Origin of the sequence: Tenacibaculum amylolyticum (assembly GCF_964511145.1) — a bacterium.
In the GTDB taxonomy this organism is placed as follows: domain Bacteria; phylum Bacteroidota; class Bacteroidia; order Flavobacteriales; family Flavobacteriaceae; genus Polaribacter; species Polaribacter amylolyticum.
Genome location: NZ_CAZEFZ010000016.1, coordinates 79,042 through 103,973 on the forward strand (window position 1 = coordinate 79,042; position 24,932 = coordinate 103,973).

Annotated in this window: 26 protein-coding genes; 10 read left to right on the top strand and 16 right to left on the bottom strand. The window is 31.6% G+C overall.

The window, feature by feature from the left end; all coding sequences use genetic code 11:
- Positions 1-158 precede the first annotated feature (158 nt).
- Positions 159-2,792, top strand: coding sequence for a DUF5916 domain-containing protein (locus ACKTTC_RS06690; RefSeq protein WP_408039029.1), 2,634 nt, complete (start codon positions 159-161; stop codon positions 2,790-2,792).
- 74 nt (positions 2,793-2,866) lie between these two features.
- Here the strand turns inward: ACKTTC_RS06690 and ACKTTC_RS06695 are convergent, their stop codons facing one another.
- The 4 genes from ACKTTC_RS06695 to ACKTTC_RS06710 all read right to left on the bottom strand — a co-directional run bounded on the left by ACKTTC_RS06695 (position 2,867) and on the right by ACKTTC_RS06710 (position 6,098).
- The gene (locus tag ACKTTC_RS06695) at positions 2,867-3,790 is read right to left on the bottom strand and encodes an SDR family NAD(P)-dependent oxidoreductase (protein WP_408039030.1); all 924 of its coding nucleotides are present in this window, start codon (positions 3,788-3,790) and stop codon (positions 2,867-2,869) included.
- A 4-nt stretch (positions 3,791-3,794) separates the two neighbouring features.
- Positions 3,795-4,196, bottom strand: a complete 402-nt coding sequence (locus ACKTTC_RS06700) for a DUF4345 domain-containing protein (protein WP_408039031.1) — start codon at positions 4,194-4,196, stop codon at positions 3,795-3,797.
- 80 nt (positions 4,197-4,276) lie between these two features.
- Positions 4,277-5,113, bottom strand: coding sequence for a helix-turn-helix domain-containing protein (locus ACKTTC_RS06705; protein WP_408039032.1), 837 nt, complete (start codon positions 5,111-5,113; stop codon positions 4,277-4,279).
- A gap of 136 nt (positions 5,114-5,249) precedes the next feature.
- Positions 5,250-6,098 carry an OmpA family protein gene (locus ACKTTC_RS06710; protein ID WP_408039033.1) on the bottom strand — a complete coding sequence of 283 codons (849 nt, stop codon included), beginning with the start codon at positions 6,096-6,098 and terminating at the stop codon, positions 5,250-5,252.
- 114 nt (positions 6,099-6,212) lie between these two features.
- On the opposite strand from ACKTTC_RS06710, the gene ACKTTC_RS06715 reads away from it, so the two are divergent.
- Positions 6,213-7,190, top strand: coding sequence for an FAD:protein FMN transferase (locus tag ACKTTC_RS06715; RefSeq protein ID WP_408039034.1), 978 nt, complete (start codon positions 6,213-6,215; stop codon positions 7,188-7,190).
- On the opposite strand, the gene ACKTTC_RS06720 is transcribed toward ACKTTC_RS06715, so the two are convergent.
- The 6 genes from ACKTTC_RS06720 to ACKTTC_RS06745 all read right to left on the bottom strand — a co-directional run bounded on the left by ACKTTC_RS06720 (position 7,187) and on the right by ACKTTC_RS06745 (position 11,692).
- Positions 7,187-7,960, bottom strand: a complete 774-nt coding sequence (locus tag ACKTTC_RS06720; RefSeq protein WP_408039055.1) for a class I SAM-dependent methyltransferase — start codon at positions 7,958-7,960, stop codon at positions 7,187-7,189. The genes ACKTTC_RS06715 and ACKTTC_RS06720 overlap by 4 nt on opposite strands.
- 2 nt (positions 7,961-7,962) lie before the next feature.
- The gene (gene map / locus ACKTTC_RS06725) at positions 7,963-8,781 is read right to left on the bottom strand and encodes a type I methionyl aminopeptidase (protein WP_408039035.1); all 819 of its coding nucleotides are present in this window, start codon (positions 8,779-8,781) and stop codon (positions 7,963-7,965) included.
- Positions 8,782-8,826: 45 nt separating this feature from the next.
- Positions 8,827-9,141 (bottom strand): hypothetical protein, encoded by a 315-nt coding sequence (locus ACKTTC_RS06730; protein ID WP_408039036.1) that lies wholly within the window; start codon positions 9,139-9,141, stop codon positions 8,827-8,829.
- A gap of 107 nt (positions 9,142-9,248) precedes the next feature.
- The gene (locus ACKTTC_RS06735; RefSeq protein WP_408039037.1) at positions 9,249-9,803 is read right to left on the bottom strand and encodes a thioredoxin family protein; all 555 of its coding nucleotides are present in this window, start codon (positions 9,801-9,803) and stop codon (positions 9,249-9,251) included.
- Between the two features lie 9 nt (positions 9,804-9,812).
- Entirely contained in the window at positions 9,813-11,330 is a 1,518-nt protein-coding gene (gene gpmI / locus ACKTTC_RS06740; RefSeq protein ID WP_408039038.1) for a 2,3-bisphosphoglycerate-independent phosphoglycerate mutase, read from the bottom strand.
- Positions 11,331-11,413: 83 nt separating this feature from the next.
- Positions 11,414-11,692, bottom strand: coding sequence for a hypothetical protein (locus ACKTTC_RS06745; RefSeq protein WP_408039039.1), 279 nt, complete (start codon positions 11,690-11,692; stop codon positions 11,414-11,416).
- A gap of 194 nt (positions 11,693-11,886) precedes the next feature.
- Here ACKTTC_RS06745 and ACKTTC_RS06750 point away from each other — a divergent pair, with 194 nt between their 5' ends.
- Positions 11,887-12,729, top strand: coding sequence for a coiled-coil domain-containing protein (locus ACKTTC_RS06750; RefSeq protein ID WP_408039040.1), 843 nt, complete (start codon positions 11,887-11,889; stop codon positions 12,727-12,729).
- A 69-nt stretch (positions 12,730-12,798) separates the two neighbouring features.
- On the opposite strand, the gene ACKTTC_RS06755 is transcribed toward ACKTTC_RS06750, so the two are convergent.
- On the bottom strand, positions 12,799-13,581 hold the full coding sequence (locus ACKTTC_RS06755; RefSeq protein WP_408039041.1) for a M48 family metalloprotease: 783 nt from the start codon (positions 13,579-13,581) through the stop codon (positions 12,799-12,801).
- A gap of 111 nt (positions 13,582-13,692) precedes the next feature.
- Here ACKTTC_RS06755 and ACKTTC_RS06760 point away from each other — a divergent pair, with 111 nt between their 5' ends.
- On the top strand, positions 13,693-15,450 hold the full coding sequence (locus tag ACKTTC_RS06760) for an aromatic amino acid hydroxylase (protein WP_408039042.1): 1,758 nt from the start codon (positions 13,693-13,695) through the stop codon (positions 15,448-15,450).
- 2 nt (positions 15,451-15,452) lie between these two features.
- Positions 15,453-15,761, top strand: coding sequence for a rhodanese-like domain-containing protein (locus ACKTTC_RS06765; protein WP_408039043.1), 309 nt, complete (start codon positions 15,453-15,455; stop codon positions 15,759-15,761).
- 76 nt (positions 15,762-15,837) lie between these two features.
- Here the strand turns inward: ACKTTC_RS06765 and ACKTTC_RS06770 are convergent, their stop codons facing one another.
- The 5 genes from ACKTTC_RS06770 to alaS all read right to left on the bottom strand — a co-directional run bounded on the left by ACKTTC_RS06770 (position 15,838) and on the right by alaS (position 21,671).
- On the bottom strand, positions 15,838-16,041 hold the full coding sequence (locus ACKTTC_RS06770; RefSeq protein WP_408039044.1) for a hypothetical protein: 204 nt from the start codon (positions 16,039-16,041) through the stop codon (positions 15,838-15,840).
- A gap of 80 nt (positions 16,042-16,121) precedes the next feature.
- On the bottom strand, positions 16,122-17,072 hold the full coding sequence (locus ACKTTC_RS06775; protein ID WP_408039045.1) for a GSCFA domain-containing protein: 951 nt from the start codon (positions 17,070-17,072) through the stop codon (positions 16,122-16,124).
- Between the two features lie 69 nt (positions 17,073-17,141).
- On the bottom strand, positions 17,142-18,005 hold the full coding sequence (locus tag ACKTTC_RS06780) for an MORN repeat-containing protein (RefSeq protein ID WP_408039046.1): 864 nt from the start codon (positions 18,003-18,005) through the stop codon (positions 17,142-17,144).
- 12 nt (positions 18,006-18,017) lie between these two features.
- On the bottom strand, positions 18,018-18,818 hold the full coding sequence (locus ACKTTC_RS06785) for a DUF2490 domain-containing protein (protein ID WP_408039047.1): 801 nt from the start codon (positions 18,816-18,818) through the stop codon (positions 18,018-18,020).
- Between the two features lie 237 nt (positions 18,819-19,055).
- A complete protein-coding gene (alaS, locus tag ACKTTC_RS06790; protein WP_408039048.1) occupies positions 19,056-21,671 on the bottom strand; it encodes an alanine--tRNA ligase in 2,616 nt (871 codons plus the stop codon).
- 129 nt (positions 21,672-21,800) lie between these two features.
- Here alaS and ACKTTC_RS06795 point away from each other — a divergent pair, with 129 nt between their 5' ends.
- The 5 genes from ACKTTC_RS06795 to ACKTTC_RS06815 form a co-directional block, all read left to right on the top strand.
- Positions 21,801-22,769, top strand: coding sequence for a M23 family metallopeptidase (locus ACKTTC_RS06795; RefSeq protein ID WP_408039049.1), 969 nt, complete (start codon positions 21,801-21,803; stop codon positions 22,767-22,769).
- Positions 22,770-22,796: 27 nt separating this feature from the next.
- Positions 22,797-23,129: a MerR family transcriptional regulator gene (locus ACKTTC_RS06800; RefSeq protein ID WP_408039050.1), complete on the top strand. Its 333-nt coding sequence runs from the start codon at positions 22,797-22,799 to the stop codon at positions 23,127-23,129.
- A gap of 15 nt (positions 23,130-23,144) precedes the next feature.
- The gene (locus tag ACKTTC_RS06805) at positions 23,145-23,729 is read left to right on the top strand and encodes a LemA family protein (protein WP_408039051.1); all 585 of its coding nucleotides are present in this window, start codon (positions 23,145-23,147) and stop codon (positions 23,727-23,729) included.
- Positions 23,730-23,732: 3 nt separating this feature from the next.
- The gene (locus tag ACKTTC_RS06810) at positions 23,733-24,170 is read left to right on the top strand and encodes a TPM domain-containing protein (protein ID WP_408039052.1); all 438 of its coding nucleotides are present in this window, start codon (positions 23,733-23,735) and stop codon (positions 24,168-24,170) included.
- Positions 24,171-24,932 (top strand): TPM domain-containing protein (locus tag ACKTTC_RS06815; protein WP_408039053.1); only part of this gene is annotated, 762 nt, incomplete at its 3' end. It abuts the gene before it with no gap.

A 24,932-nucleotide genomic window follows, 5' to 3' on the forward strand; every position in this document is an offset into this window, starting at 1 on the left:
TTTAATTTTTCCTTAAAAAAGGAGTGCAAATTTACAATTATTTATTGTATTGACAAATAGTAAGTTGCTTTTGTTTAAGTTTAAGATTTTTGAAATGTGAATTAACATATTATTAAGAGAAATCTGGTATACTTTTGATCTTAGATTAAAACTAACTAATGAAAGCAAAGCCAATACTCTTTTTTGCTACTTTTTTGTGTACCATACAAATAATAAGTCAGCAGAGTCAGAGCATCCCCAAAAAGAAGTATTATACAAAGTTTATAACGTCGGTTCCAGAAATTGATGGTGCAATAACGGATAGTGCTTGGGACGAATTAGAGTGGGGAACAGATTTTACAGAGAAGGATCCAGATGAAGGCACACCGCCTACCTATCAAACTAAATTTAAAATAGGTTATGATAATAAGTATTTATACGTTGCTTTAAGAGCTTTTGATGATGAACCAGAAAAAATAGAAGAACGTCTTACGAGAAGAGATGGTTTTGCTGGAGATCGTATCAATGTAATTATAGATAGTTACCACGATAAAAGAACAGCTTTTGTGTTTACAATTACGGCTGCAGGTGTAAAAGGAGAAGAGTTGGCTACAAATAATGGTCAAAATTGGGATGCTAGTTGGAATCCTATTTGGTATACAAATGCAGTAGTAGATGATAAAGGATGGACAGCAGAAATGAAAATTCCTTTTACACAATTACGATTTGGAAATGCAGAGGAACAAGTTTGGGGATTAAATATTAATAGAACATTTTTTAGAAGACAAGAGCGTTCACTTTGGCAAAGAATCCCAAACGAAGTATCAGGTTTTATTAGTGAGGCAGGAGAGTTACACGGTTTAAAAGGTTTGAAATCTCAAAAGCAATTGGAAATCCAACCTTTTACAGTACTTCAATACGATACGTATGAAAAAGAGGCTGGAAACCCTTTTAGAACAGGAAGTGATTTTTCATTTAATGGAGGGTTAGATGCTAAAATTGGGATTACGAATGATTTAACATTAGACTTAACTGTGAATCCAGATTTTGGTCAGGTAGAAGCTGATCCAGGAAATATTGTATTAGATGGGTTTGACGATGTCTTTTTTCAAGAGCAACGACCGTTTTTTGTTGAAAATAAAAATATCTTCGATTTTAGAGTTGGAGGACAAGACAATGTTTTTTATAGTAGACGAATTGGTAGGTCTCCTCAAGGGAGTGTAGAGTTGAATGATGGAGAGTTTGTTGATGTTCCTGTAAATACAACAATTTTATCAGCAGCAAAATTCTCAGGAAAAACACAAGATGGTTGGTCTATAGGAATTTTGGAGAGTGTTACCAACAATGAATATGCAGAAATAGATTCAAACGGAGATAGAAGAGAAGTATTAGTAGAACCACTAACGAATTATCTGGTAGGAAGAGTTCAAAAAGATTTTAATGAGCGTAACTCATATATAGGAGGTGTTTTCACTTCTGTAGTTAGAGATAAGAGTAGCTTAGATTATTTGCATAAAGCTGCGTATACAGGAGGAGTAGATTTTAGACATGAATGGCACAATAGAGATTATTTCATTCAAGGAAACTTTGCATTAAGTCATGTGTTAGGAAGTAAAGAAGCAATTACAAGAACACAAGAATCTATTCGTCATTTATTTCAGCGTGTAGATGCTAGTCATTTAGAAGTAGATCCGAATAAAACTTCGTTAACAGGAACTGGTGGTCGTATTTTTGGAGGAAAAAGAGGAGGAGGAAACTGGCGTTTTTTCTTGGGAGCTACATGGAAATCTCCAGAGTTTGAATTAAATGATATTGGTTTCTTAAGAAGTACCGATCAAATATGGCAATTTAGTAATGTTGAATACTTATGGCAAGAACCAACAAATGTATATCGTAGAATGGCTTCCCGTATTATATTTAGAAGTGCTTACGATTTTGCTGGTCATCTAAATAGAGTAGAAACACAATGGAATACATTTGTAAATTGGGAAAACAATTGGGGAACAGAACTACGATTTGGACATAATCCTAGAGTGATTAGCAATACATATTTACGAGGAGGGCCGCGTTGGAGAAATGCAAATGAATCTTTTTATAATTTAAGTTTTGGTTCAGACTCTAGTAAAAAGTTTAGTTTTTCTGCTGGATTTAGAAATTCTTTTGGATCGCAAGATACATTTAGTGTAAAGAACTATGATATTCGTTTTAATTACCAACCTTTAGATGCATTAAGTCTTTCTTTAAGTACTAACTATACAGATAATAGAAACAAAGTTCAGTATGTAACAGTTCGAGATTTTGGAAATGAGCGCCGATATGTTTTAGGAGAAATTAATAATAATAACTGGTCTACAACCTTACGATTAAATTATAGTATCAATCCAAATTTATCGATACAATATTATGGTCAACCTTTTATAGCGCGAGGAAGATATAAAAACTTTAATTACGTTACTGGTAATCCAATTGCAACAGATTTAAACAATAGGGTTACTTTTTACGATGAAAGTACAAATCAAATTCAATTTGGGGCAAATAGTAGTGGGACAGATGTTTTTTTAGTAGATGAAGATTTAGATGGAACTACAGATTACGAGTTTTCTAATCCGGATTTCTCTTTTGTGCAATTACGTACAAATCTAGTAGTGCGTTGGGAATATATTCCTGGTTCTGAATTATTTTTAGTTTGGTCTCAAGGAACTACTGGAAGTGTAGATTCTGATAGGTCATTACTTGGAGGTTTAAACAATCAGATATTAGAAAACAAATTAGATAATACCTTTTTAATAAAAGCGACATATAGATTTTTATAAGCTTTGAGTAATTAATAAGTTTTAAAAGATTAAAAAAGTGATTCTATAACATGTTAGAATCACTTTTTTTAGTTTTAACTTACAAAACTATGAATAGCTGTATCAGCATTTTTTTGATATAGAGGATTGTCTAAGTCTTTCCAAATAGTACTTTGATCTATAACCTGACCTGTAAGTATATTTTCTTTACTAGCATAAAATACACCGCTTTTAAACTTCGGATTATTAATCCCTTCTACAAAACGTTTTGCTCCTTCTTCAACCGAATGAGACATTTTCATAAGTGGCATAATTAATTTCATACCAATATGTTTTAAGAAAATTCTTTTTATAAGAGGTAAATCATCCATTCCTTGAGTTCCTCTGGTGCCACCAGGACTCATGCTAATAAATTTGATGTCTGGGTTTTTTCTAGCCATATTACTCATCCATAAAGTTCCACCATACTTAATCCATCCATATACTTGCATAGGGTCAAAATCGTTCTTGAATTTACTACCATCAAAAATTGAAATAAACTCTTCTACTGAATTCTCACTTAAATTAGGGCGTTTCATTCCCATTTGTTTAATTCCTCTGGCAGCTTCTGAACTTGCAAATAACACTACATTGTTTAGTTTTTGGTGTTTTATTAACTCGTCTACTAAAACAACATGTCCTAAAAGATTACCAGCTGTTATTTCTGTTACTCCATTTGAGGTTAGTTTTTCAGGAGTTTTACCGCCTGTGCCTCCTGCATTTAGTATTAAAGCATCTACAGGAGATGTAATTGTTTCGACAGCTTTTTTAACGGTTTCTGGTTTAGAAATATCCATGATTATAATTTTAAAGATATCTCTTCCAGTTGCTTGTGTTAATTCTCTTTTAGCAGCAGTGGCTTTTTCTAAATTTCTACAAGCTAAATAAATAATTTCTGTATTTCTCTGAAATGCTAACTGTCTTGCGGTTTCTTTACCAATACCTGCGTTAGCTCCGGTGATCATTATTGACTTATTCATGATATTAATCGTTGAAGTATTTTTTGTTAATGAAGTATAAAGTAGCTCCTATGAATCCAAGTACGAATTCTAAAATAGTTGCTTTTACCATACCTTCAGAAGGCATTCCGTCTAAAACAACACTAATTACTCTACCAATACCTAAAGAGATAAAAAGTAAAGGGAGTGTAATTGCTGCAGTTTTTCTGATAGCTGTTTTTATGGCTCCAGAAAAAGATAAGATTGCTATTGCTAGCAATAAAATTCCAAAAGCACGAACATCATTTAGAGCGCTAGCATTTCCTGCGATTTCAATGCCTTCGTTTGCTTTAATTTTTACAGGGTTAAAAGCTGTAAGCGTTCCTATTACAGATAATAGTAACCCAGAAATAATTAAGTAGATTTTTAAAATTTTTAAACTGTTCATAACCAATGATTTTAATTCATTGCAAAGGTTATGATGTTTTTAAGAGTTTTCTTTTTGGTTTAGGTCAAAGAATTCTCATTTTAGTTCAAACGATAATCAGATGGACTTTTTCCAAAATGTGACTGGAAATTTCGATTAAAAGTAGCGGTAGATTCAAAACCAACGTCATAAGCAATTTCTGAAATACGATTCTTGCTCGATTTTAATAATTCAGCTGCACGTTCTAATTTTTTCCGAGTTAAATATTTTTTCGGACTTTCTTCAAATACTTCTTTAAACTTTCTTTTAAAAGAAGATTCACTTAAATGTGTTAATAACGCTAGTTCCTTTACGGTAAGATTAGCATACATGTTTTGCTGAATTACTTTTTTGAAAGCTGTTTCATTTGGTTTAAATAAAGCAGCTAAAAAGTCTAATTGAGATGGTGCATTTTGAGATTTTACTAATAGTTGAATAAATTCTTTCAGTTTAGTTTTTATAATACCTTCATCTACCAATTCAGGGTTTTCTAGTAAGATTTCTATACTTTGTCTAAAATTATGTAGCATTAAATCTACTTGAACTTGTTTTACATTATATCCTACTTTATAGTTGGATGTAGCAACGTCTAAATCAAATAAATCTTTTACTAATGAAGGATACAAGAATATTCCAACAGATTCTATTCCATCTTTACAACTTTCTTTGTTTTCGCTAGGTTCAAAAAAGTAATTCAAGCACTTAGCTACCATGGCAGTATCTTTATTAAGTTTAAGGTAGTCTTCAGGTGTTCTTACATTTACTTCACCTTTGTTAACAAACATAAAGCAAGCTTCTTCTTCAACATAGTTTTTTAGTGTTCTGTTGAAAAATGGCATCGATAGCTTTATAAAAACAATCCGATCTTTATAAGTAATTACTTTCTCTTCAAACTCCATGTAATCAATTAAAAATTTCTAAGTTGTTATAGGAATGATTATATATCTAAAATAATATATTTAATGGAATATAGGCAATAAAAAAACCACCTAAATAATAAGGTGGTTTTTTTATATTTTCTAAGTTGAATGCTAATTATTCTACTTTTTGATCTAATAAATCAAAGAATTGATTTAATCTTGGTAAGATAATAATCTTTGTTCTTCTGTTTTTAGATTTGTTCTCAGCTGAGTCGTTTGGTACTAAAGGTATAAAACTACTTCTACCAGCTGCGATTAATCTTTGTGGTGCTACATCATATTTATTCTCTAACTCACGTACAATAGCAGTAGAACGTTTTACACTTAAATCCCAGTTGTCTTTTAAAGAAGAGTTTCCAGAAATTGGAGTATCATCTGTATGTCCTTCTACCATTACATCCATTTCTGGTTGTGCGTTAACAACAGTAGCTACTTTTTGTAATACTTTAGAAGCTTTGTCTGTTATAGTATAACTTCCACTTTTAAATAATAACTTATCTGAAATAGAAATAAATACAACAGTTTTCTCAACATTTACTTCAATATCTTGGTCGTCGATACCATCTTGTAATTCTTTCTTTAAATGGAAAGCAACTACTAAGTTTAATGAATCTTTTTTAGATGCTGCTGCTCTAATTTTATTAATGTATTTATCTTTTTTGCTTAACTGAGATAAGGTTTCCTTAATGTTTTCGGTAGCACCTTTAGTTAATACAGTTAAGTTTTCAACTTGTTGAATAGTATTTTCCTTGTCCTTTTTTAATTCAGCAATTCTGCCTTCTAAATCTTTAGATCGATCCTGGTATTTGTCTTTTTCTACTAAACACTTAGTAAGGTTGTTTTTTACAGTTAATAACTCTTCTTTAGTTTGTTCATGTTTAGCTTTTAAAGCATCAAGTTCTTTGCTAGAGGCACAAGAAGCCAATAAGAAAGCTGCCGAAAGAAATAATATTAATTTTTTCATTTTTTATCTTAGTTAATATAAGCTACAAATTTATAAAAATGCTGAAACAAAAAGTTATGTTAACGCTATTTTAGTACGGATTAATTTATTTTTGTTAAACTAATCTAAAAATAAATGAAGCGCATACAATATTTTTTAGTTCTAACTGTACTTGCAACTTGTGTTTTAGGCTGCAAAGTAGAAGAAAAAAAGAGTTATACCAAACTACAGGGAAGGGTTTTTGGAACTACCTACAATATTATTTACAAGAGTAATGTAAATTATCAAGAACCAATTGATGAATTATTCGAAGCATTTAATAATTCGTTGTCAGCTTATATTCCTAATTCTATTATTTCTAAAGTAAATGAAAATGATACTACAGTTGTAGTAGATGCTTATTTTATAGAAGCATATGATAAAGCGAACAGAATTTATAGAGAAACAGATGGGTATTTCGATCCTACTATAGGAAAATTGATCGATGCCTATGGATTTGGTTCTGGAGAGGAAAAGAAAAATTTGTCTAAAGAAGAAGTAGATTCTTTGATGAATTTGAAAGGATTAGAAAAGATAAAAATTATAGATAATAAGGTAGAGAAAGATCCTGTAATAGCTTATAATGTTAATGCGTTTGCAAAAGGTTTAGGAGTAGATGTAATTGGCCGCTTTATAGAAGAGAAAGGGATTAAAGATTATTTAGTTGAAATAGGAGGAGAAATTAGAGCAAGAGGAAACAGTCCAAGAGATACATTTTGGAAAGTGGCTATAGATGATCCAAACACAGATGGTTCTAGAAGTCAATCTAGAACAATTGAATTGAATAATCAATCTATGGCAACTTCTGGAAATTATAGAAAGTTTAAATTAAATGCTAATGGAGAAAAGATAGTACATACAGTAAATCCAAAAACCGGTTTAGCACAAGAAAGTAACTTATTAAGTGTTTCTGTTTTATTGAAAGGAGATTGCGCAGATGTAGATGCTTATGCAACTGCTTTTTTAGCAATGGGATTAGAGGAAACAAAGGAGTTTGTGAAAAACCGCCCTGATTTAAAAGTAATCTTATTATTTGCTGATGAAATAGGACAAATACAAGAATTTAGAAATTAATGTTTATAACATACAGGCAAAATTTCACCCTTTGCCAATGCAAATCGCTCTACTTGTTCTGGAGCGATTTTTTTTGTGTAATCTATTTCTTGAACATCAAAACCAATGGAACGAAGTTTGTCAAAATAATCACGACCGTATACACGAACATGATCGTACTGACCAAAAATTTTAGTTCTTTCTTTTGGATCTGTGATACTATCATCTTCAAAAGTTTCAGCTCTGTTTAAATCTTGTGGAATTTGAAAAATACCAAAACCTCCTGGTTTTAAAACACGGAATAACTCTTGCATTGCCTTGGTATCATCTGGAATATGCTCTAGTACATGATTACAAAATATAATGTCGTAAGAACTATCTTCAAATGGTAAATCACAAATATCTGCTTTTACATCTGCAATTGGAGATTCTAAATCAGAAGTAACGTACGTTAAGTTTTTCTGTTTTCTAAATCTATTTAAAAAGCATTGTTCTGGCGCAATATGCAATAGCTTTTTTTGCTCAGTTGTTGAGAAAAAATCAGTTTCGTTTTTTAAATACAACCACAATAAACGATGTCTTTCTAAAGACAATGTTGAAGGAGATAACACATTTTCTCTTTGTACTTCATATCCATAAGGAAGCATTTTTCGAAAAGATTTACCATCAATAGGATCTGTAAATCGATCTCCTTTTAACCATAAACTAATAAATGGACGTACCCAATAACTTGCTTTGATAAGTATTGGACGTGGAATTGTGTTTAAAACGGTTTTAAAAACTGACACTATGATTACAATACTATAGGTTGTTGTCTAAACTCATTTTCTTCATCGCTTTCAATGCCTAAAGCTTCATAAATATATTGAAAGGTAGAAAGTAATTCTGGTTTTCCATCTACAATAGCAACATCATGTTCAAAGTGTGCAGAAGGTTTGTTGTCTAAAGTTGTAATTGTCCATCCATCTCTATGTTGGCGAATTTTATGAGTTCCCATATTAGTCATAGGTTCAATGGCAACAACCATTCCTTCTACAAATTTCTTTCCTCTTCCTCTGCGTCCATAGTTTGGCATTTCTGGATCTTCATGCATTGTTTTACCTAATCCATGTCCAACTAATTCACGAACCACACCATAACCGTTTTTTTCAGTGAATTGTTGAATAGCATATCCTACATCACCAACTCTATTTCCAACTTTAAATTCACGAATTCCAACATATAAGCTTTCTTTCGTAATATCTAATAACCTTTGTGTTTCAGGAGCAATTTCTCCAACAGGAAAAGTATACGCATGATCTCCGTAAAACTCATTTTTAATAGCACCACAATCAATAGAAATAATATCTCCTTCTACTAAAGGCGTATTATTAGGAATTCCGTGTACTACTTGCGAGTTTGGGCTCATGCATAGGGTGTTTGGAAAATCGTAAAGACCTAAAAAACCAGGAATAGCACCTTGCTCTCTAATAAACTCTTCAGCAAGTTTATCAAGATATAATGTTGTAACACCTGGTTTTACTTCTTTAGCAAGCATTCCTAATGTTTTTGAAACCACTAAAGCACTTTCGCGCATTAATTCAATTTCTTCTCTGGTTTTTTGTATAATCATCTTCTACGAAATAAAGTGCAAATATACTGTAATACTGAGAATAAATTAAGGAATAAATTTTGGATTGTCCTGTCTGAATTTTTTAATTTGTTTTAACCAATTAGGGTAACCATGTTTTTTGATCATTTCTTTAATATCTTCAGATTCAAAATCAAGATGAGGTTGATATTTGCTTAGATAAATAAATTCACTTTTATATTCCCATTCTTCGAAACAATTTTTATGCATTCCAGAATCAGAGAATTTCCATAAATGATGTTTTTGAGGAAGAAAAGCAGTCCAACTGATAATACTATCTTTATGTTTAAGTGTTTGATTGCAAATAGAACATATGGTAGAATCTGTTATAATTAAAGCCATAGGTAATTAACTAGTTTTATGAGTTGAAATATTAATATAAACAAAAACCTGAAATAACATTATGATTAGATGTCATTTCAGGTCAATTTTTTTATAGTACTATTGAATTATTTCTCGTAAGCGTGTTTGTATCCTTTTTCAGAAACAATTTGTAATAAATCGTGTTCAAGTGTAGCGCCATTTACGGTATGCTCAACAAACCTTCCAATTTCTTTTCCGTCTTTGTAAAAGATAAAAGTTGGTACACGAACCACATCAAATCCTTTTTCTAAACCTTTTGCTGTTTTTTGTCTGTTAACCGTAACTAATTCTAAGTTATCTTGATTAAAATTAGTCTCATCTAGAATTTTATAAAAGTTAGGAACCTCTCTTTTACTATCGCCACACCAAGTTCCCATAAAAGCTTTGATGGTTACATCTTTTAAAAGCGGTTGTAATTTTTTAATCGCATTTTTATCAGTTTCGTAATACTCATAATAATCGTTAAACCATTCGCTACCATAAGGTTCTTGTTGTAAATCTTTTTTGGTAGCTACACCTACTAAATTTCCACTAGCGTCTTTTACAGCTACTGGTTTTGCTTTAGCAGTTGTTTTTGGTTTAGGGTTCGCAGCACAAGCTGTGATTAATATAATTGATAGAATTAAAAATACGTTTTTCATGGTGTTATTTTAGACTAATGAATGTTGTGTCATTTCTTTTGGTTGAGGTACACCAATTAGTTGTAAAATAGTTGGTGCAATATCACCCAAGATACCATTTTTTATCGATTTTAATTCGTTGTCTACTAAAATTAACGGAACAGGATTGGTTGTATGTGCTGTGTTTGGACTTCCATCTGGATTTACCATTGTTTCACAATTTCCATGATCGGCAATTACTAAAGTAGTGTAATCATTTGCTAAAGCAGTTGTAATAATTTCTTTAGTACAAATATCTACTGTTTCACAAGCTTTTACTGCAGCATCAAAATCTCCAGTATGTCCAACCATATCACCATTAGCAAAGTTTAAGCAAACAAAATCTGTCTCTCCTTTTTCAAGTTCAGGAACAATTGCGTTTGTAATATCGTAAGCACTCATTTCAGGCTGTAAGTCGTATGTAGCTACTTTAGGAGAAGGACATAAAATTCTCTTCTCTCCATCAAACTCTTTTTCTCTACCACCAGAGAAGAAAAATGTTACATGTGGATATTTCTCTGTCTCAGCAATTCTAATTTGTTTTTTTCCTGCATTGGCTAAAACCTCTCCTAAAGTATTTTCAATGTTTTTATTATCATAAATAACATGCATGCCTTTAAAAGTAGCATCATAATTAGTCATTGTTACAAAATACAATGGTAATTTGTGTAAGTTGTATTCAGGAAAATCTTGTTGACTCAATGCTTGTGTTAATTGGCGACCTCTATCTGTTCTAAAATTAAAGAATATTACTACATCATCTTCTTTAATTAGTGCTTTAGGTTGATTTGCATCATCAACCATAATGATAGGTTTTATAAATTCATCAGTAACATCATTTTCATAGCTCTTTTCAATGCTACTTATAACATCTGTAGATAACTCTCCTTCACCTTTTACTAAAGCATTATAAGCAAGCGCTACACGTTCCCAACGATTGTCTCTATCCATTGCATAATAACGTCCTGTAACAGAAGCTAAAGTTCCAGTAGTTTCGTTCATGTAATTTTGAATATCTCCAATAAACCCTTTTCCAGATTTAGGATCAGTATCTCTTCCATCTGTAAATGCATGTAAGAATACATTTGACAGTCCAAACTCATTGGCAGCTTTCAATAATCCTTTTACATGATTACTATGAGAATGAATTCCTCCATCTGAAACTAATCCTAACAAATGAATGTCTTTATTATTTTCTTTAGCGTGTTGAAAAGCTTTAACCAGCTCTTGTTCTTTAGCAAGTGTATTTTCAGTAATGGCCTTGTTAATTTTAGCAAGATTTTGATATACAATTCTTCCAGCACCTAAATTGATGTGTCCTACTTCAGAATTTCCCATTTGTCCTTCAGGTAAACCAACATATTGACCATCAGTTCTTAACTCAGAATGCGGGAAGTTTTTATATAAAGAATCTATAAAAGGTGTATTTGCTTTATCTACTGCAGAAATATTTGGATTTGGAGAAATTCCCCAACCATCCAAAATCATTAAAATAACTTTCTTGTTCATCAGGTTTCGTTTGAACAGTAAAAGTAGTAAAGATTTAGAACCTTTTATTAAAATTTAACGAAACCGATTGCGAGTAATTATAGTTAATAAGAAAATTTAATACGTGAAAGAAATACTACAATGATAATACATAATGTAACAATTGATACTGTTTTAAAAACAAGTCTTTTTCTGTTTTCGTTTCGTATTTCTGTTCTAATTTTTTTGAGTTGATCAGGTGTCGCTTTTTTAGAGAAAACAAGTCGGTCTGTCTTATAAGAACTAGACTCATATTGTTTCATTTTTTTAAAAGCACTCTTACGATCTCTTTTATTGTTTTTTAAAGTTGTAACCATAGCATAAACTGCTCCTCCAAATCCCATAGCAAATAATTTAAAGTTTATCTATTAGTAGTTAGAAATTTAGAATTGTTACAAATGATAAATAAAGGAGTTAGTATAATAGTTCTAATTTGATTTTTTATTAGTACTTTTGCGGCCCTCAAAAAATAAGTGTGACCTTAAAGAGAAGTGCGTGTCTACACTTATGTTATACTAAGTAAATTGTAAATAGAAGTATGAAATTTTTAAAAATTATTATCCCTGCCCTAACTCTTTTTATAACAGGAGTTCAACAAATCAATGCTCAAGAAGTATCTAGAGAAGATAAAAAAAAGATTAAAGTACAAGAAGAAGAGATTCGTGCAAACGAAGAAATGTTGATGAGTGGTGTAAAAGGATTAGAAAGAATTAAAGCGCGACTGGAAAAAGATAAAGCGAAAAATAGGCTTACTCCAAAAGAGTTAGAAAGAAAGAGTAAAATTATTAGAAGTGTAGAAACACGATTAGATAGATTAAATACTAAAATAGCAGAACAAAAGAAAGAGTTAAACACTTTTAAGAAAGGGTTACATATTAAAGTAGAAAAAACTGTGGTGGCTTCTGGAGGAACACAGAGTGTAGTCGATGAAGAAAAAGCTCAAGAAATAAATGAAAGAGCTCTAAAATTAAAAGCTGCTAGAGAAAAATTAGCTAAGGAAATTAAGGAAAGTGAAGCTGCTTACTTAAAGCAGCAAAAAGAGTTACGTGAAAAGAACCTAGCTTTAGCAAAATTAGATAGCGAACTAAAACAAGAGGAAAAAGCAATTGAAGGAGGAGAAAAGTTATCTGAAAAGAATAAGCAGAAAATAAAGGATTATGAAGTTGAAATTAGCATGACACAAGAAATGGCAGCTAGTGTAAGAGAAGATTTAAATAATAAGAAGCAAAAAGTAGCAACAGCAGTTGCAGCCGGAAAATTATCTAAAGTAGGTTTACAAAGAAGAAAATCTATTATTAGAAAAATAGAAAAGAAATTGAATAAAATGGAGAGAGAGATTGAGAAGAAGAAAGAAGCTATTCAAAAATTAAAAGGAGCATAATTTAGTTATGTTATGAAAAACTATAAGGGTGAAACGTTGATGTTTCACCCTTTTTATTTTAAGATTTATTTACTGTTTGTATTTTTGAATAGCTTGTTTAATTTTTTGAATTCTATTTTCAGGATCAGGATGTGTACTTTGAAACTCAGGAACTCTTCTGGGGCCAGCAGCTGCTTTTAAAATTTCCATAACATTAATTAAATAACGAGGATCGTAACCAGCATCAATCATAAGTTTAACGCCTAATTCATCACTTTCTAATTCATCACCACGTCCATTTTTTAGTAATGTTTGTTGCCCAATACTATTAGCCAATCCACCTAAATCTGCTCCTACAGAAGCACCCATTGTAATCAACTTCCAAAAATTAGCTTCACTAATACGTTCGTTAGAATGTTTTCCTAAAACATGTCCAATTTCATGTCCTAATACACCAGCTACCATGTCTTCATTTAATCTGCCAGAATTATCAGTTAATCGAGCAAATAAAGCATAGGTAATAAAAATCTGACCTCCTGGTAAGGCAAAAGCATTGATAGTTTTATCATCTTTTAATAAATGAAACTCATATTTATAAGCAGATCTTTTAGCAATTGAATTATCTACGAGTCGTTGCCCTATTTTATCTACGTAAGTTTGGTATTGATTGTTGGGGTACAAACCACCGTGTTGATGTGCCATAGAAGGAGCTTGTTGTATGCCAATAGCAATTTCTTGCTCTGGTGTTAAACTTATCGTTTGCACTTTACCCGTGTATGGGTTTTCCTTCCGTTGACTACATTTTCTTAGGTAAGCAAAGCCTACAATCATAAGTCCAATAAATAACCGTATTCTAAGGCGTCTTCCTCTCATTTGTTTAATGGTATGATTTTGAGTTTAATATACGAATATTATCAGATTTATAAGGCTATTAATAATGAAATGAGTATTTTTATAGTTCCTAATTTTTTAAGATTTCAGCATATGGAAACTCACTTCGAGCTTAATGAAGTTACTAAGAAATTACCCACCCATTTACACAAATTTGTGGTAAAACAACCTTATGATGAATACACAGCGCAAAACCAAGCTGTTTGGCGTTATGTAATGCGAATGAATGTAGATTACCTAGGAAAGGTTGCGCACGAATCGTATTTAGAAGGTTTAGATAAAACAGGAATTTCTGTAGATACCATTCCAAGAATGGAAGGAATGAACAGAATTTTAAAAGAAATCGGCTGGGCTGCAGTTTCTGTAGACGGTTTTATTCCCCCAAATGCATTCATGGAGTTCCAAGCATATAATGTATTGGTAATTGCTTCAGATATGCGTACAATAGATCATATTAAATATACACCAGCTCCAGATATTATTCATGAAGCTGCTGGACATGCACCTATTATAGCAAATCCTGAATATGCAGAATATTTACGAAGATTTGGAGAGATAGGAGCAAAAGCAATCTCTTCTGCTAGAGATTATGAAATGTACGAAGCAATTCGTTTGTTATCTATTTTAAAAGAAAATCCAAATTCTACCACAAAAGAAATCCAAGAAGCACAGGAAAAAGTTGAGTGGTTACAAAATAATATGGGTGCACTTTCTGAAATGGCTCAGATTAGAAACTTGCACTGGTGGACCGTAGAATATGGTTTAATTGGAACACTGGAAAATCCGAAAATCTACGGAGCAGGTTTATTATCTTCTATTGGAGAGAGTAAATGGTGTATGCAAGATAGTGTACAAAAATTACCATATACTTTAGAAGCATCTAATGTATCATTTGACATAACCAAACCACAACCACAATTATTTGTTACTCCAGATTTTGCACACTTAAGTTTGGTATTAGAACAATATGCAAATACGATGGGAATTCGTAAAGGAGGCTTAAGTGGTATTAACAAATTAATAGATTCGAAAAACTTAGGAACGATTGAATTAAGTACAGGAATTCAAATTTCGGGAGTTTTTACAAATGTAATTACAGATCAGAATAATAAACCTATTTATATTCAAACTACAGGTGGAACCGCTTTAGCTAATAGAGATAAGGAGTTAATTGGTCACGGAACACATTATCATAAAGAAGGATTTGGAAGTCCAATAGGAAAATTAAAAGGAATAAATATTCCTATTGAAAATATGAGTCCTAGAGATTTAGAAGCTTATGGTATTTACGAAGGTAAAATAGTTTCTTTAGAGTTTGAAGGTGGTGTAAAAGTAGAGGGAGAAGTAATTACTGGTACAAGAGATTTACGGGGTAGAATACTATTAATATCATTTAAGAATTGTACCGTAACACATTTCGATACAGTTCTTTTTCATCCAGATTGGGGAATTTATGATATGGCAGTTGGAGTAGATGTTATTTCTGCTTATGCAGGACCTGCAGATGTAAGTTCTTTTGAAGATATTGGAAAAGTATCTGAAACGAAAACACACAAAATAAACTATTCTTCAGAAGATAAACGCTTATACGGTTTATATACCGAACTTAGAAAAGCTAGAGAAACCAATACAGTTACAGAAGAAATGATTTCTAACACTTTAGGAATTCTAAAAAACGATTTTCCTAACGATTGGTTATTGGTTTTAGAACTTTTTGAGTTAGCTGTAGAAAAAGACTACACTGTTCAAGAAGAGATTAAAAAGCACTTAGACAATTTAAAAAGTAATGAGGAGTACGCAAGTTTAATAGAAAATGGCGTATCATTGCTATCGGAAGAAGAAGTATTATAAATATGAACATTTTAAAATTATTTAGAAAGAAAAATATGGCAAACGAAATTCAAGAATATTTAGCGAAAGGAGCAATTGTACTAGATGTAAGAACTGTTGCAGAATGGAATGAAGGACATAGTGAAGTAGCTAAACATATCGTATTAAATACAATCCCAGAAAATGTAGAAGAAATTAAATCTTGGGACAAACCTGTAATTGCAGTATGTAGAAGTGGCGCTAGAAGTGGACAAGCTGCAGATTTTTTACAATCTCATGGTGTAGACATTATTAATGGAGGTCCTTGGGGAGATGTAGATCAGTATTTATAATACGAAAAACAAGAAACTTATATTGATTGAAAAGGAATGTTTGTTAATGAACATTCCTTTTTTTTTATGCGTTTTTTTAGAAAGGAATACAATTCAATCCTAAACACTCTCCAAGTTGTTCAAAAGAACCTAAAGGAGATTGTGATACATAAATACAACAATCACCATGTTGGCGACATATTGTGTCGCATTGATCTCCAAAGAATCCACCATTAACTCTTTTTTGTTCATCTTTACTTAGTGTTTTTACATTTCCTAAGTTTAATACTTGTTTTAACATAATAGAAGGTTTTAATTTATTTCTATAAATATAAAAAATAGATCAATTATGTTGTTGTAAAACAAAGAAGTAAAAAGCCTTTAAAATTTTATGAAAGGAAATTTGTTTTCTAGTTTTTCTTTTTTGTCTATAAGTTTATTTAAAAATTTTTGATGCGCTTCAGAACTCGGATTAAAAGGTTTATGAGCTAAACCTCTTTGAATTTCTTCAACCTCTTTTAAGGTGTTGTATGCACTGTTACTGAACCAAGTTTCTTGAAATTTTTCCCATATATATTGAATAGCAATAGTATTAGGATGGATCATATCTTCTTTATAAAAACGATAATCCCGTAATTCATCCATCATAATTTCATACGAAGGAAAATAAAAACGCTGTTTTCTAGGCTCAATAATTTGGTGTATTCCAGCTAATAAATGCGATTTACTTCGTTGGTTTTCTACAAAACCATCCTTAATATGACGTACAGGAGATACCGTAAATAAAATGGAAGCTTTTGGGTTTACAGCTTTAATTAATGAGCAAATACTATCTAAACACTCAGCAATTTCATCAACACTTAATAGCTCTTTTAAAAATTGCTTTTGAGGAACTTTATGGCAATTAGCAACAATAGTATCAGAAGCAATATGTCTGTACACCCAAGCTGTACCTAGCGTAATAATAATATGTGTTGCATTGGTTATTTGTTGTGTGGTAAGCTGTATAGCGTTGTTTAAATTTTCTAATAATAGAATTTTGTTTGCTGTACTTATAGTAGAATGTGCTTCAAAAGAATGCCAACGCTCGTTTAATTCGAAAATGGAGGTTTCATTAAACGTAGTTTCATTTATAGCTTTTTCGATTAGGTTTTCAATAGCTTTTGGGTGAAATAATATACCTAATGGGTTCTGTTGTGTTTGGAATTTATAATAAGAAAGCTTCTGACCAATATTTTCTGAAAAACAAGAACCAACTAAAAATAATTTAGAATCATAATCTATTTGATAATGCGGTTGTTTTTTTAGAGGTATTTGAGTTTGTAAAATCACATTTAGAATTTTAAATACACTAATTTAATATAAAATCAACCAATAAGAAGTTTGAGAAAATAAACTAAATTATTTCTGTTCTTCAATTAACTTGTCTTTTTTCCAAATACCTTTAGCAAGTACTTTTCCTTTTTTATCGTAAAACGTGCCTTCTCCATGGCGTTTGTCTTTTTTCCAACCTCCAGTGTATTTTTTCCCATCAGTCCAAAAATAAGTACCTGTTCCGTTTCTTAAATCATTTTTGTAATTACCTTCGTAATGCTCACCGTCAGCCCAATAAAAAACACCTTTTCCTTCTCTTTTGTTATTTTTCCATTCACCTTCATATCTACCACCTGTATCAAAAACAGCAATACCATAACCGTTAGCCTTTCCTTTAAGAATTCTACCTACATAATGAAGTATGTGTTTTTTAGAACTTTTAAATTTTAAATACTTAAAGGAAGATTTGTTAGCAAGTTGGTTTTTAATTGATGATAAATGTTTTTTAGTACTTTTTAAAATGTTATATAAAGAATCATAACTTTTAGACGTTTTGGAATAGTTATGAGGCTTATAAGATGGTTCTTTGTTAGAGGCTACTTTGTCGTCTTGTTTCTTTGTTTCATTAGATTTCTTTTCTAAAGTCATAAACTGTTTCGCTATTTGAATACGAAACTTTACGAAGTCTTTGTCTTCATTTATTACAGTATCTAAGAATTTTTCCTCATAAGCATTTAAGGCAGACTCATATTCACCTTTAATTAATAGAGAATCTATAGGAGTTAAATTGTATTCCTGATTTACTTTTTCTTTTAGTAAAACACAATCTGTTTCTAATGTTGTAATCTCCTCTTGAAGATTGTTAAGTTTTATTTTACTATGAATTGTATTAGCAATTAGCGAAATACATAGTAAGCTAAATATAAAAATTAAAGTTCTTGATATTTTCATAGTTGTGCTATATTAGTCATCCATATGGATGGCAGGGATTTTATTTTTAATATTTCTAGAATCTAAAGAGAAGTATAAATGGAGTCTTGCAGTCCAACTTTGTTTAAAAACAGTTGCATCTTTAAGGGTTTGTCCGTGAGAATACATAATACCTGTAGCCAATGTAATTCTAGGACTCACAATATAACCTAAGGACATGTGTAATCTTAAATCTTCCATTAAACTACCAGTTACGGCTTTTCCACTTTGTAAAATCAATTCAGCTTCAGGAGAAGCATAAAATGTTTTTGGTTTAAACTTATCAGAATTTAGAGGGATTTTTACTTTAAACATATAGCGCCATCTATTCCTAAAAATATACTCGCTATCTTCTTTAAAACCTTTTGTCCACCGATGTTCAATACGAAGGCGGTGATAAAAAAGTAATGAAGAAACAGGAGCAGCAAACATATATTGATGCCATATTCTCCATTCTGGAACTAAATTTTTATCAGTAGAGGTTTCATCTGTATTAAAATTAAGTCTTAAAACACCTCCTGCACTAACATTAAAGTTTTTAGAGTAAATATATCCTATAGCATGTCGGTTATACACTTGTGCTAATTGTCCTACATAAGGAGTTTTTTCGGTTTCTTGAAATCGAAAATGAGTTTGTGCAATCCAGTAAAAACGATTAGAGAGCCTAATATTACCATAAGTGTTAATCCAGGTTTTTGTTACTGGAGGTTTAAATTCAGTCTCTTGAGCTAGTAATGTGGATGAAGTGTATAAAAGAAAAATAAGGGTAAGTTTTACATAACAAGTTTTGTTCATGTATAAGCTGTTGATTTAGGGATTTTTGCTTCGTGAATTATAGTATGTGATATGGTACTAAGCTAAACTTAAGTTTGTTGATTTGTTAACTAACGAATGTTGGGGATATTTATTATAAGATGGGGAATTATATGATTGGGGATTTTAATATGTGTATTACATTATAAAAGCTAACTTTATTCCTTTTAAAACTATTTAAAAGGAATAAAGTAGCTAAATATTTTACTCTTGAAGTTTTTAAACAATATATTCTTTTGCTTTCTCTAAAACTTTAGGAATTCCTCCAGGGTTTTTACCACCAGCGGTTGCAAAGAAATTTTGTCCACCACCACCTCCGTGGATGTATTTTCCTAATTCACGAACTACTTTACCAGCGTCGTAACCTTTTTCGTTTGCCAAATCTTTAGAAATAAAGCAAGTTAATAAAGCTTTTTCCTTAGATGGAGCAGTAGCAAATAACACAAATAAATTATCAATTTCTCCGCCTAATTCAAACAATAAGTTTCTAATGCTAGCAGGATCTAAATCTACTTGTGTAGCTAAGAAATTTACACCATTTACTTCAGTAATTTGATTTTTCAAATCACCTTTCATATTCTTAGCCTTATCTTTTAATAATTGTTCTATTTGCTTTTTTAAAGTAGTGTTTTCTTCTTGTAAAGAATGTACTGTTTTAGTAACATCTTTAGGATTCTTTAGTAATGCTTTTACTTCAGAAAAATTACGTTCTACGTTTTCAAAATATTCTCCAACAGCAATATTGGTAATAGCTTCAATACGACGAATTCCTGCTGCAACTGCACCTTCAGATTTTATTTTAAAATACCAAATATCACCTGTTTGCTTCACATGCGTTCCTCCACATAATTCCATCGATTGTCCAAAACGAATTGCGCGTACGTTATCTCCATATTTTTCTCCAAATAAAGCAATTGCGCCCTCATCAATAGCTTGTTGCATTGGAATATTACGTTTTTCTTCTAAAGGTAAATTCTCACGAATACGAGCATTTACAAATTCCTCAATTTCGTTTAACTGATCTTTATCTACTTTAGAAAAATGAGAAAAATCGAAACGTAAATAATCAGGATTTACTAAAGATCCTTTTTGCTCTACATGCGGACCTAAAATAGTACGTAATGCTTGATGTAATAAGTGTGTTGCAGAGTGATTACTTGCAGATAATTTTCTGAAATCATCATTTACAACAGCTTTAAATGTTTCGTTCAAATGCTTTGGTAAATTCTTAGCAAAATGAATGATAACATTATTCTCTTTTTTAGTATCTGTTATATAAATAATATCTCCGTTTGGAGCTTCTAAATATCCTTTATCACCTACTTGTCCACCACCTTCTGGATAGAAAGGAGTCATGTTAAAAACCAACTGATATTGATCTCCGTCTTTTTTAGTAGACACTTTTCTATATCGGGTTAACTTAACATCAACTTGTAAAGTATCATAACCTACAAATTCTTCCGTTTCATCTTCTAATAATACAATCCAATCTCCAGTTTCACTTGCAGAAGCTGCACGAGAACGATCTTTTTGAGCTTTCATTCCTGCATTGAATTCCTCTTCATTTACATCGTAACCTTTTTCTCTAGCTATTAACTGCGTTAAATCTAAAGGGAAACCGTAAGTGTCGTATAATTCAAAAGCTTTTTTTCCAGAAACAATTGTACCTTCAGTTTCTTCAATAACTCTATCTAATAACAACAATCCTTGATCTAAGGTACGTAAGAAAGATTGTTCTTCTTCTTTAATTACATTATGTACTAAAGCGTCTTGTTTTTTTATCTCAGGAAAAGCAGCACCCATTTGGTGTGCTAAGGTTTCTGCTAATTTATAGATAAATGGTTCCTTTTGATTTAAGAAAGTAAATCCATAACGAACTGCTCTACGTAAAATCCTTCTAATTACATATCCAGCACCATTGTTACTAGGTAATTGTCCGTCTGCAATTGCAAAAGAAACAGCTCTTACATGGTCAGCAATAACACGAATCGCAACATCTATTTTTTCATCTTTACCATAAGCAACACCAGTAATAGTTTCAATTTCTCTAATTAATGGTGTAAATACATCTGTGTCGTAATTAGATTGAACTCCTTGTAATACCATACACAAACGCTCAAACCCCATTCCTGTATCAATATGCTTTGCTGGTAATTCCTCTAAAGATTTATCTGCTTTACGGTTGTATTGCATGAATACAAGATTCCATATTTCTACTACTTGCGGATGATCCTCATTTACTAAAGATTTTCCATCTACAGTAAGTTTTTCTTCATCGGAACGGATATCAACATGAATTTCAGAACACGGTCCACAAGGTCCTTGATCTCCCATTTCCCAGAAGTTATCCTTTTTATTACCCATTAAAATACGATCTTCAGAAATATATTGTTTCCAAATATCATAAGCTTCCTGATCCATTTTTGTGCCATCTTCCTTATCACCTTCAAAAACGGTAACATATAATATGTCTTTAGGAATTTTATATACTTCCGTTAATAATTCCCAAGCCCAAGCAATAGCTTCTTTTTTAAAGTAATCGCCAAAACTCCAGTTCCCTAACATCTCAAACATTGTATGATGATAAGTATCATAACCAACTTCCTCTAAATCGTTGTGTTTACCAGAAACACGTAAACATTTTTGAGAGTCTGAAATACGAGCATTTTTTGGGGCACTATTTCCCAAGAAATATTCTTTAAATGGTGCCATACCAGAATTTGTAAACATTAAGGTAGGATCATTTTTTAGTACCATTGGTGCAGAAGGAACAATTTCATGTTGTTTAGACCTGAAAAATTCTAAAAACTTAGTTCTTATCTCTTGGGATTTCATTGTTTTTTAGTTAAAAAATTTCTAATTAGTAAGAAAGAAAACACATATATTGAAACATTTTATAAATTTGCACGTCTAACTAAAGTGTGTTTTCCTTGTAAAGGACACAAAAATACTACATTTGGTCGTATGGCAAAAGTAAAATATTATTATGATCCTGAGACACTTTCTTATCAGCAAATAGCGGTAAGAAAGCGAGATAAGTTTAAAAACAGCATGATCTTTTTAACTGCTGCTGTTTTATTTATGGTTTTAGGATTTTTCATATTAACACCGTTTTTAGAATCTCCAACAGAGAAAGCTCAAAAAAGAGAACTTGAAAACTTAAAGCTACATTACGAGCTTTTAAGCAAGAGAATGCAAGAAACTTCTGAGGTGTTAACAGGCTTACAAGAACGAGATAATTATATTTATAGAACATATTTTGAAGCAAATCCAATTCCAGATGAGCAAAGAAAAGCTGGGTTTGGAGGAGTAAATAGATATAAAAACTTAGAAGGTTTTGATAATTCTGATATGATTAAAGATGTTACAAAGGAGTTAGATGTATTATCTAAACAAATTGTAGTACAATCAAAATCACTAGATGAAATTGTTGCTTTAGCAAAAGAGAAAGAAATAATGTTGGCTTCTCTTCCTGCTATTAAGCCTATTAAAAATGAAGATGAAACACGAATGGCTTCTGGTTTTGGAATGCGTATGCACCCAATTTTAAAATATCGTAAAATGCATAATGGTATGGATTTTACAGCACCAACTGGAACGCCTATTTATGCATCTGGAAATGGAAAAGTAGTACGAGCAAATAGAAGCGCAACTTTTGGTAAAGTAGTATATATACAACATGGTTTTGGATACAAAACGGTATATGCACATATGAGTAAAATTGCAGTTAAAAAAGGGCAAAAAGTAAAACGAGGAGATTTAATAGGATACGTAGGAAACACGGGACGTTCTGCTGCACCTCACTTACATTATGAGGTACATAAAAATGGAAGACCAGTAAACCCAATTTATTACTATTATGGCGATCTTACTCCAGAACAATTTATTGCCATGCAAAAAGCTTCTCAAGAGGAACGACAATCTTTCGATTAATTTGTAACTTGCAAATAAAAATCGTTGATGCATATTGATTTACCCGAAAAAAGATATTACCGAATAGGGGAAGTGGCTAAAGCTTTTAATGTTAATACCTCTCTCATCCGTTTTTGGGAGGGTGAATTTGATATTATCAAACCTAAAAAAAACGCGAAAGGAAATCGCTTATTTACAAACGAAGACATAGAAAACTTTAAATTAATCTACAATTTAGTGAAAGAACGTGGATTTACGCTTGAAGGAGCTAAACAGAAACTAAAGCAAAACCCTACGAAGGTTGTCGAAAATCAGGAAATTATTAGTAGATTAGAAGCTGTGAAAGCCGCATTAATTAAAATCAAAAATCAACTGGAATAACAAAAAAGCAAAAACATGAAAAAAAATAGAATCACTTTTGTGCTAATTGGAGCATTAGTTTTATTAGGAGTAATGCAATATAATGGAATGGTAACATTACGAAATAATGCAGAAACTGCTTGGTCTAAAGTAGAAAGTTCGTACCAAAGAAGAAATGATTTAATTGGAAACTTAGTAAAAACGGTACAAGGTGCTGCTGATTTTGAAAAAAGCACACTAACAGATGTAATTAATGCAAGAGCAAAAGCAACTTCAGTAAATATTAATACAGGAGATATTACACCAGATAAAATAGCGCAATTTCAACAAGCGCAGTCAGGTTTAACAGGAGCATTATCTAAATTATTAGTTTCTGTAGAAAGATACCCTGATTTAAAGGCAAATAGAAACTTCTTAGAATTACAAAGTCAATTAGAAGGAACTGAAAATAGAATTAATGTTGCTAGAGATCGTTATAACGACGAAGTAAATAAGTACGATACTAAAATTGACAAATTCCCAGGAAGTATTTTAGCAAGTCTTTTCGGATTAAAAGCAATGCCAAGATATAAAGCAGATCCAGGATCGGAGAAAGCTCCAGATGTAGATTTCAAATTCTAATAAATGTCTAACGTAGAAGATTTTCTTACACAGGCAGAAGAACAAGAAATTGTTCAAGCAATAGTACAAGCAGAACGAAATACTTCTGGTGAAATACGAGTGCATTTAGAACGTAGTACAACTATTTCTCATTATAACAGAGCGCTAGAAGTATTTCAAATGCTTAAAATGTTTAATACACAACAACGGAATGGTGTATTGATTTATGTTGCTGTAGACGATCATAAGTTTGTGATTTATGGTGATAAAGGCGTTGATGATGTTGTTCCTGAAAATTTTTGGGAGAGTACTAAAAATACCATGCAAGACTATTTTAAACAAGGACAGTTTAAAGAAGGTATTGTACAAGGAATTTTAAAAGCAGGTGAAGAATTAAAAGTACATTTTCCATGGCAAAGTGATGATGTAGATGAGTTACCAAACGAAGTATCTAAAGGTTAAATGAAAAAGAGAATACAGCATATATTTTTACTTTTACTATTCGTATTTAGTGCAATACAACAAACATTTGCACAATTCGAAATACCTAAAGTTCCCAAATCTCAAACAAGTGTTTACGATTATATAGGTTTATTAAGCCCTAGTGAAAAAACTTCTCTAGAAAATAAACTAGTAAGATATTCTGATACTACTTCTACTCAAATTGTTGTTGCAATTATAGCAAGTACAAAAGGGGAAGAAATAGGGTATTTAGCTACAAATTGGGCGCATAAATGGGGAATTGGTGAAGGAGATAAAGACAATGGTGTTTTTATGTTACTAGCCAAAAACGACCGTAAAATTACTATTAGAACAGGTTACGGAACGGAACATTTATTAACAGATTACACATCACGTCAAATAATAGAATACGATATTCTTCCTTACTTTAAAAAGGGTGATTTTTATGCAGGCTTGAACAGCGGAGCAGAAGCCATTTTTAAGGTAATGCAGGGTGAGTATAAAGGAAAACGAAAGCGAGGGAAAAAAGGAGGAGAATTCGGAGTGTTTATTTTTATCATAATCATTGTTATTTTCTTCATATTAATTTCCAGAGGAGGAAGAGGTAATGGAGGAAGACGTTATCGATCAGATTCCAGAGATATTCTAGAAACCATTATTTTGAGCAACGCGGGAAGAGGAAACTATGGAGGCGGAGGCTTTTTTGGTGGCGGCTTCGGTGGAGGTAGCTCTGGCGGTGGTGGTTTCGGAGGCGGCTTTGGT

Coding starts and splice junctions, on each gene's coding strand:
- ACKTTC_RS06690 (WP_408039029.1), top strand. CDS start 159: ATGAAAGCAAAGCCAATACTCTTTTTTGCTACTTTTTTGTGTACCATA.
- ACKTTC_RS06695 (WP_408039030.1), bottom strand. CDS start 3,790: ATGAATAAGTCAATAATGATCACCGGAGCTAACGCAGGTATTGGTAAA.
- ACKTTC_RS06700 (WP_408039031.1), bottom strand. CDS start 4,196: ATGAACAGTTTAAAAATTTTAAAAATCTACTTAATTATTTCTGGGTTA.
- ACKTTC_RS06705 (WP_408039032.1), bottom strand. CDS start 5,113: ATGGAGTTTGAAGAGAAAGTAATTACTTATAAAGATCGGATTGTTTTT.
- ACKTTC_RS06710 (WP_408039033.1), bottom strand. CDS start 6,098: ATGAAAAAATTAATATTATTTCTTTCGGCAGCTTTCTTATTGGCTTCT.
- ACKTTC_RS06715 (WP_408039034.1), top strand. CDS start 6,213: ATGAAGCGCATACAATATTTTTTAGTTCTAACTGTACTTGCAACTTGT.
- map (WP_408039035.1), bottom strand. CDS start 8,781: ATGATTATACAAAAAACCAGAGAAGAAATTGAATTAATGCGCGAAAGT.
- ACKTTC_RS06730 (WP_408039036.1), bottom strand. CDS start 9,141: ATGGCTTTAATTATAACAGATTCTACCATATGTTCTATTTGCAATCAA.
- ACKTTC_RS06735 (WP_408039037.1), bottom strand. CDS start 9,803: ATGAAAAACGTATTTTTAATTCTATCAATTATATTAATCACAGCTTGT.
- gpmI (WP_408039038.1), bottom strand. CDS start 11,330: ATGAACAAGAAAGTTATTTTAATGATTTTGGATGGTTGGGGAATTTCT.
- ACKTTC_RS06745 (WP_408039039.1), bottom strand. CDS start 11,692: ATGGGATTTGGAGGAGCAGTTTATGCTATGGTTACAACTTTAAAAAAC.
- ACKTTC_RS06750 (WP_408039040.1), top strand. CDS start 11,887: ATGAAATTTTTAAAAATTATTATCCCTGCCCTAACTCTTTTTATAACA.
- ACKTTC_RS06755 (WP_408039041.1), bottom strand. CDS start 13,581: ATGAGAGGAAGACGCCTTAGAATACGGTTATTTATTGGACTTATGATT.
- ACKTTC_RS06760 (WP_408039042.1), top strand. CDS start 13,693: ATGGAAACTCACTTCGAGCTTAATGAAGTTACTAAGAAATTACCCACC.
- ACKTTC_RS06765 (WP_408039043.1), top strand. CDS start 15,453: ATGAACATTTTAAAATTATTTAGAAAGAAAAATATGGCAAACGAAATT.
- ACKTTC_RS06770 (WP_408039044.1), bottom strand. CDS start 16,041: ATGTTAAAACAAGTATTAAACTTAGGAAATGTAAAAACACTAAGTAAA.
- ACKTTC_RS06780 (WP_408039046.1), bottom strand. CDS start 18,005: ATGAAAATATCAAGAACTTTAATTTTTATATTTAGCTTACTATGTATT.
- ACKTTC_RS06785 (WP_408039047.1), bottom strand. CDS start 18,818: ATGAACAAAACTTGTTATGTAAAACTTACCCTTATTTTTCTTTTATAC.
- alaS (WP_408039048.1), bottom strand. CDS start 21,671: ATGAAATCCCAAGAGATAAGAACTAAGTTTTTAGAATTTTTCAGGTCT.
- ACKTTC_RS06795 (WP_408039049.1), top strand. CDS start 21,801: ATGGCAAAAGTAAAATATTATTATGATCCTGAGACACTTTCTTATCAG.
- ACKTTC_RS06800 (WP_408039050.1), top strand. CDS start 22,797: ATGCATATTGATTTACCCGAAAAAAGATATTACCGAATAGGGGAAGTG.
- ACKTTC_RS06805 (WP_408039051.1), top strand. CDS start 23,145: ATGAAAAAAAATAGAATCACTTTTGTGCTAATTGGAGCATTAGTTTTA.
- ACKTTC_RS06810 (WP_408039052.1), top strand. CDS start 23,733: ATGTCTAACGTAGAAGATTTTCTTACACAGGCAGAAGAACAAGAAATT.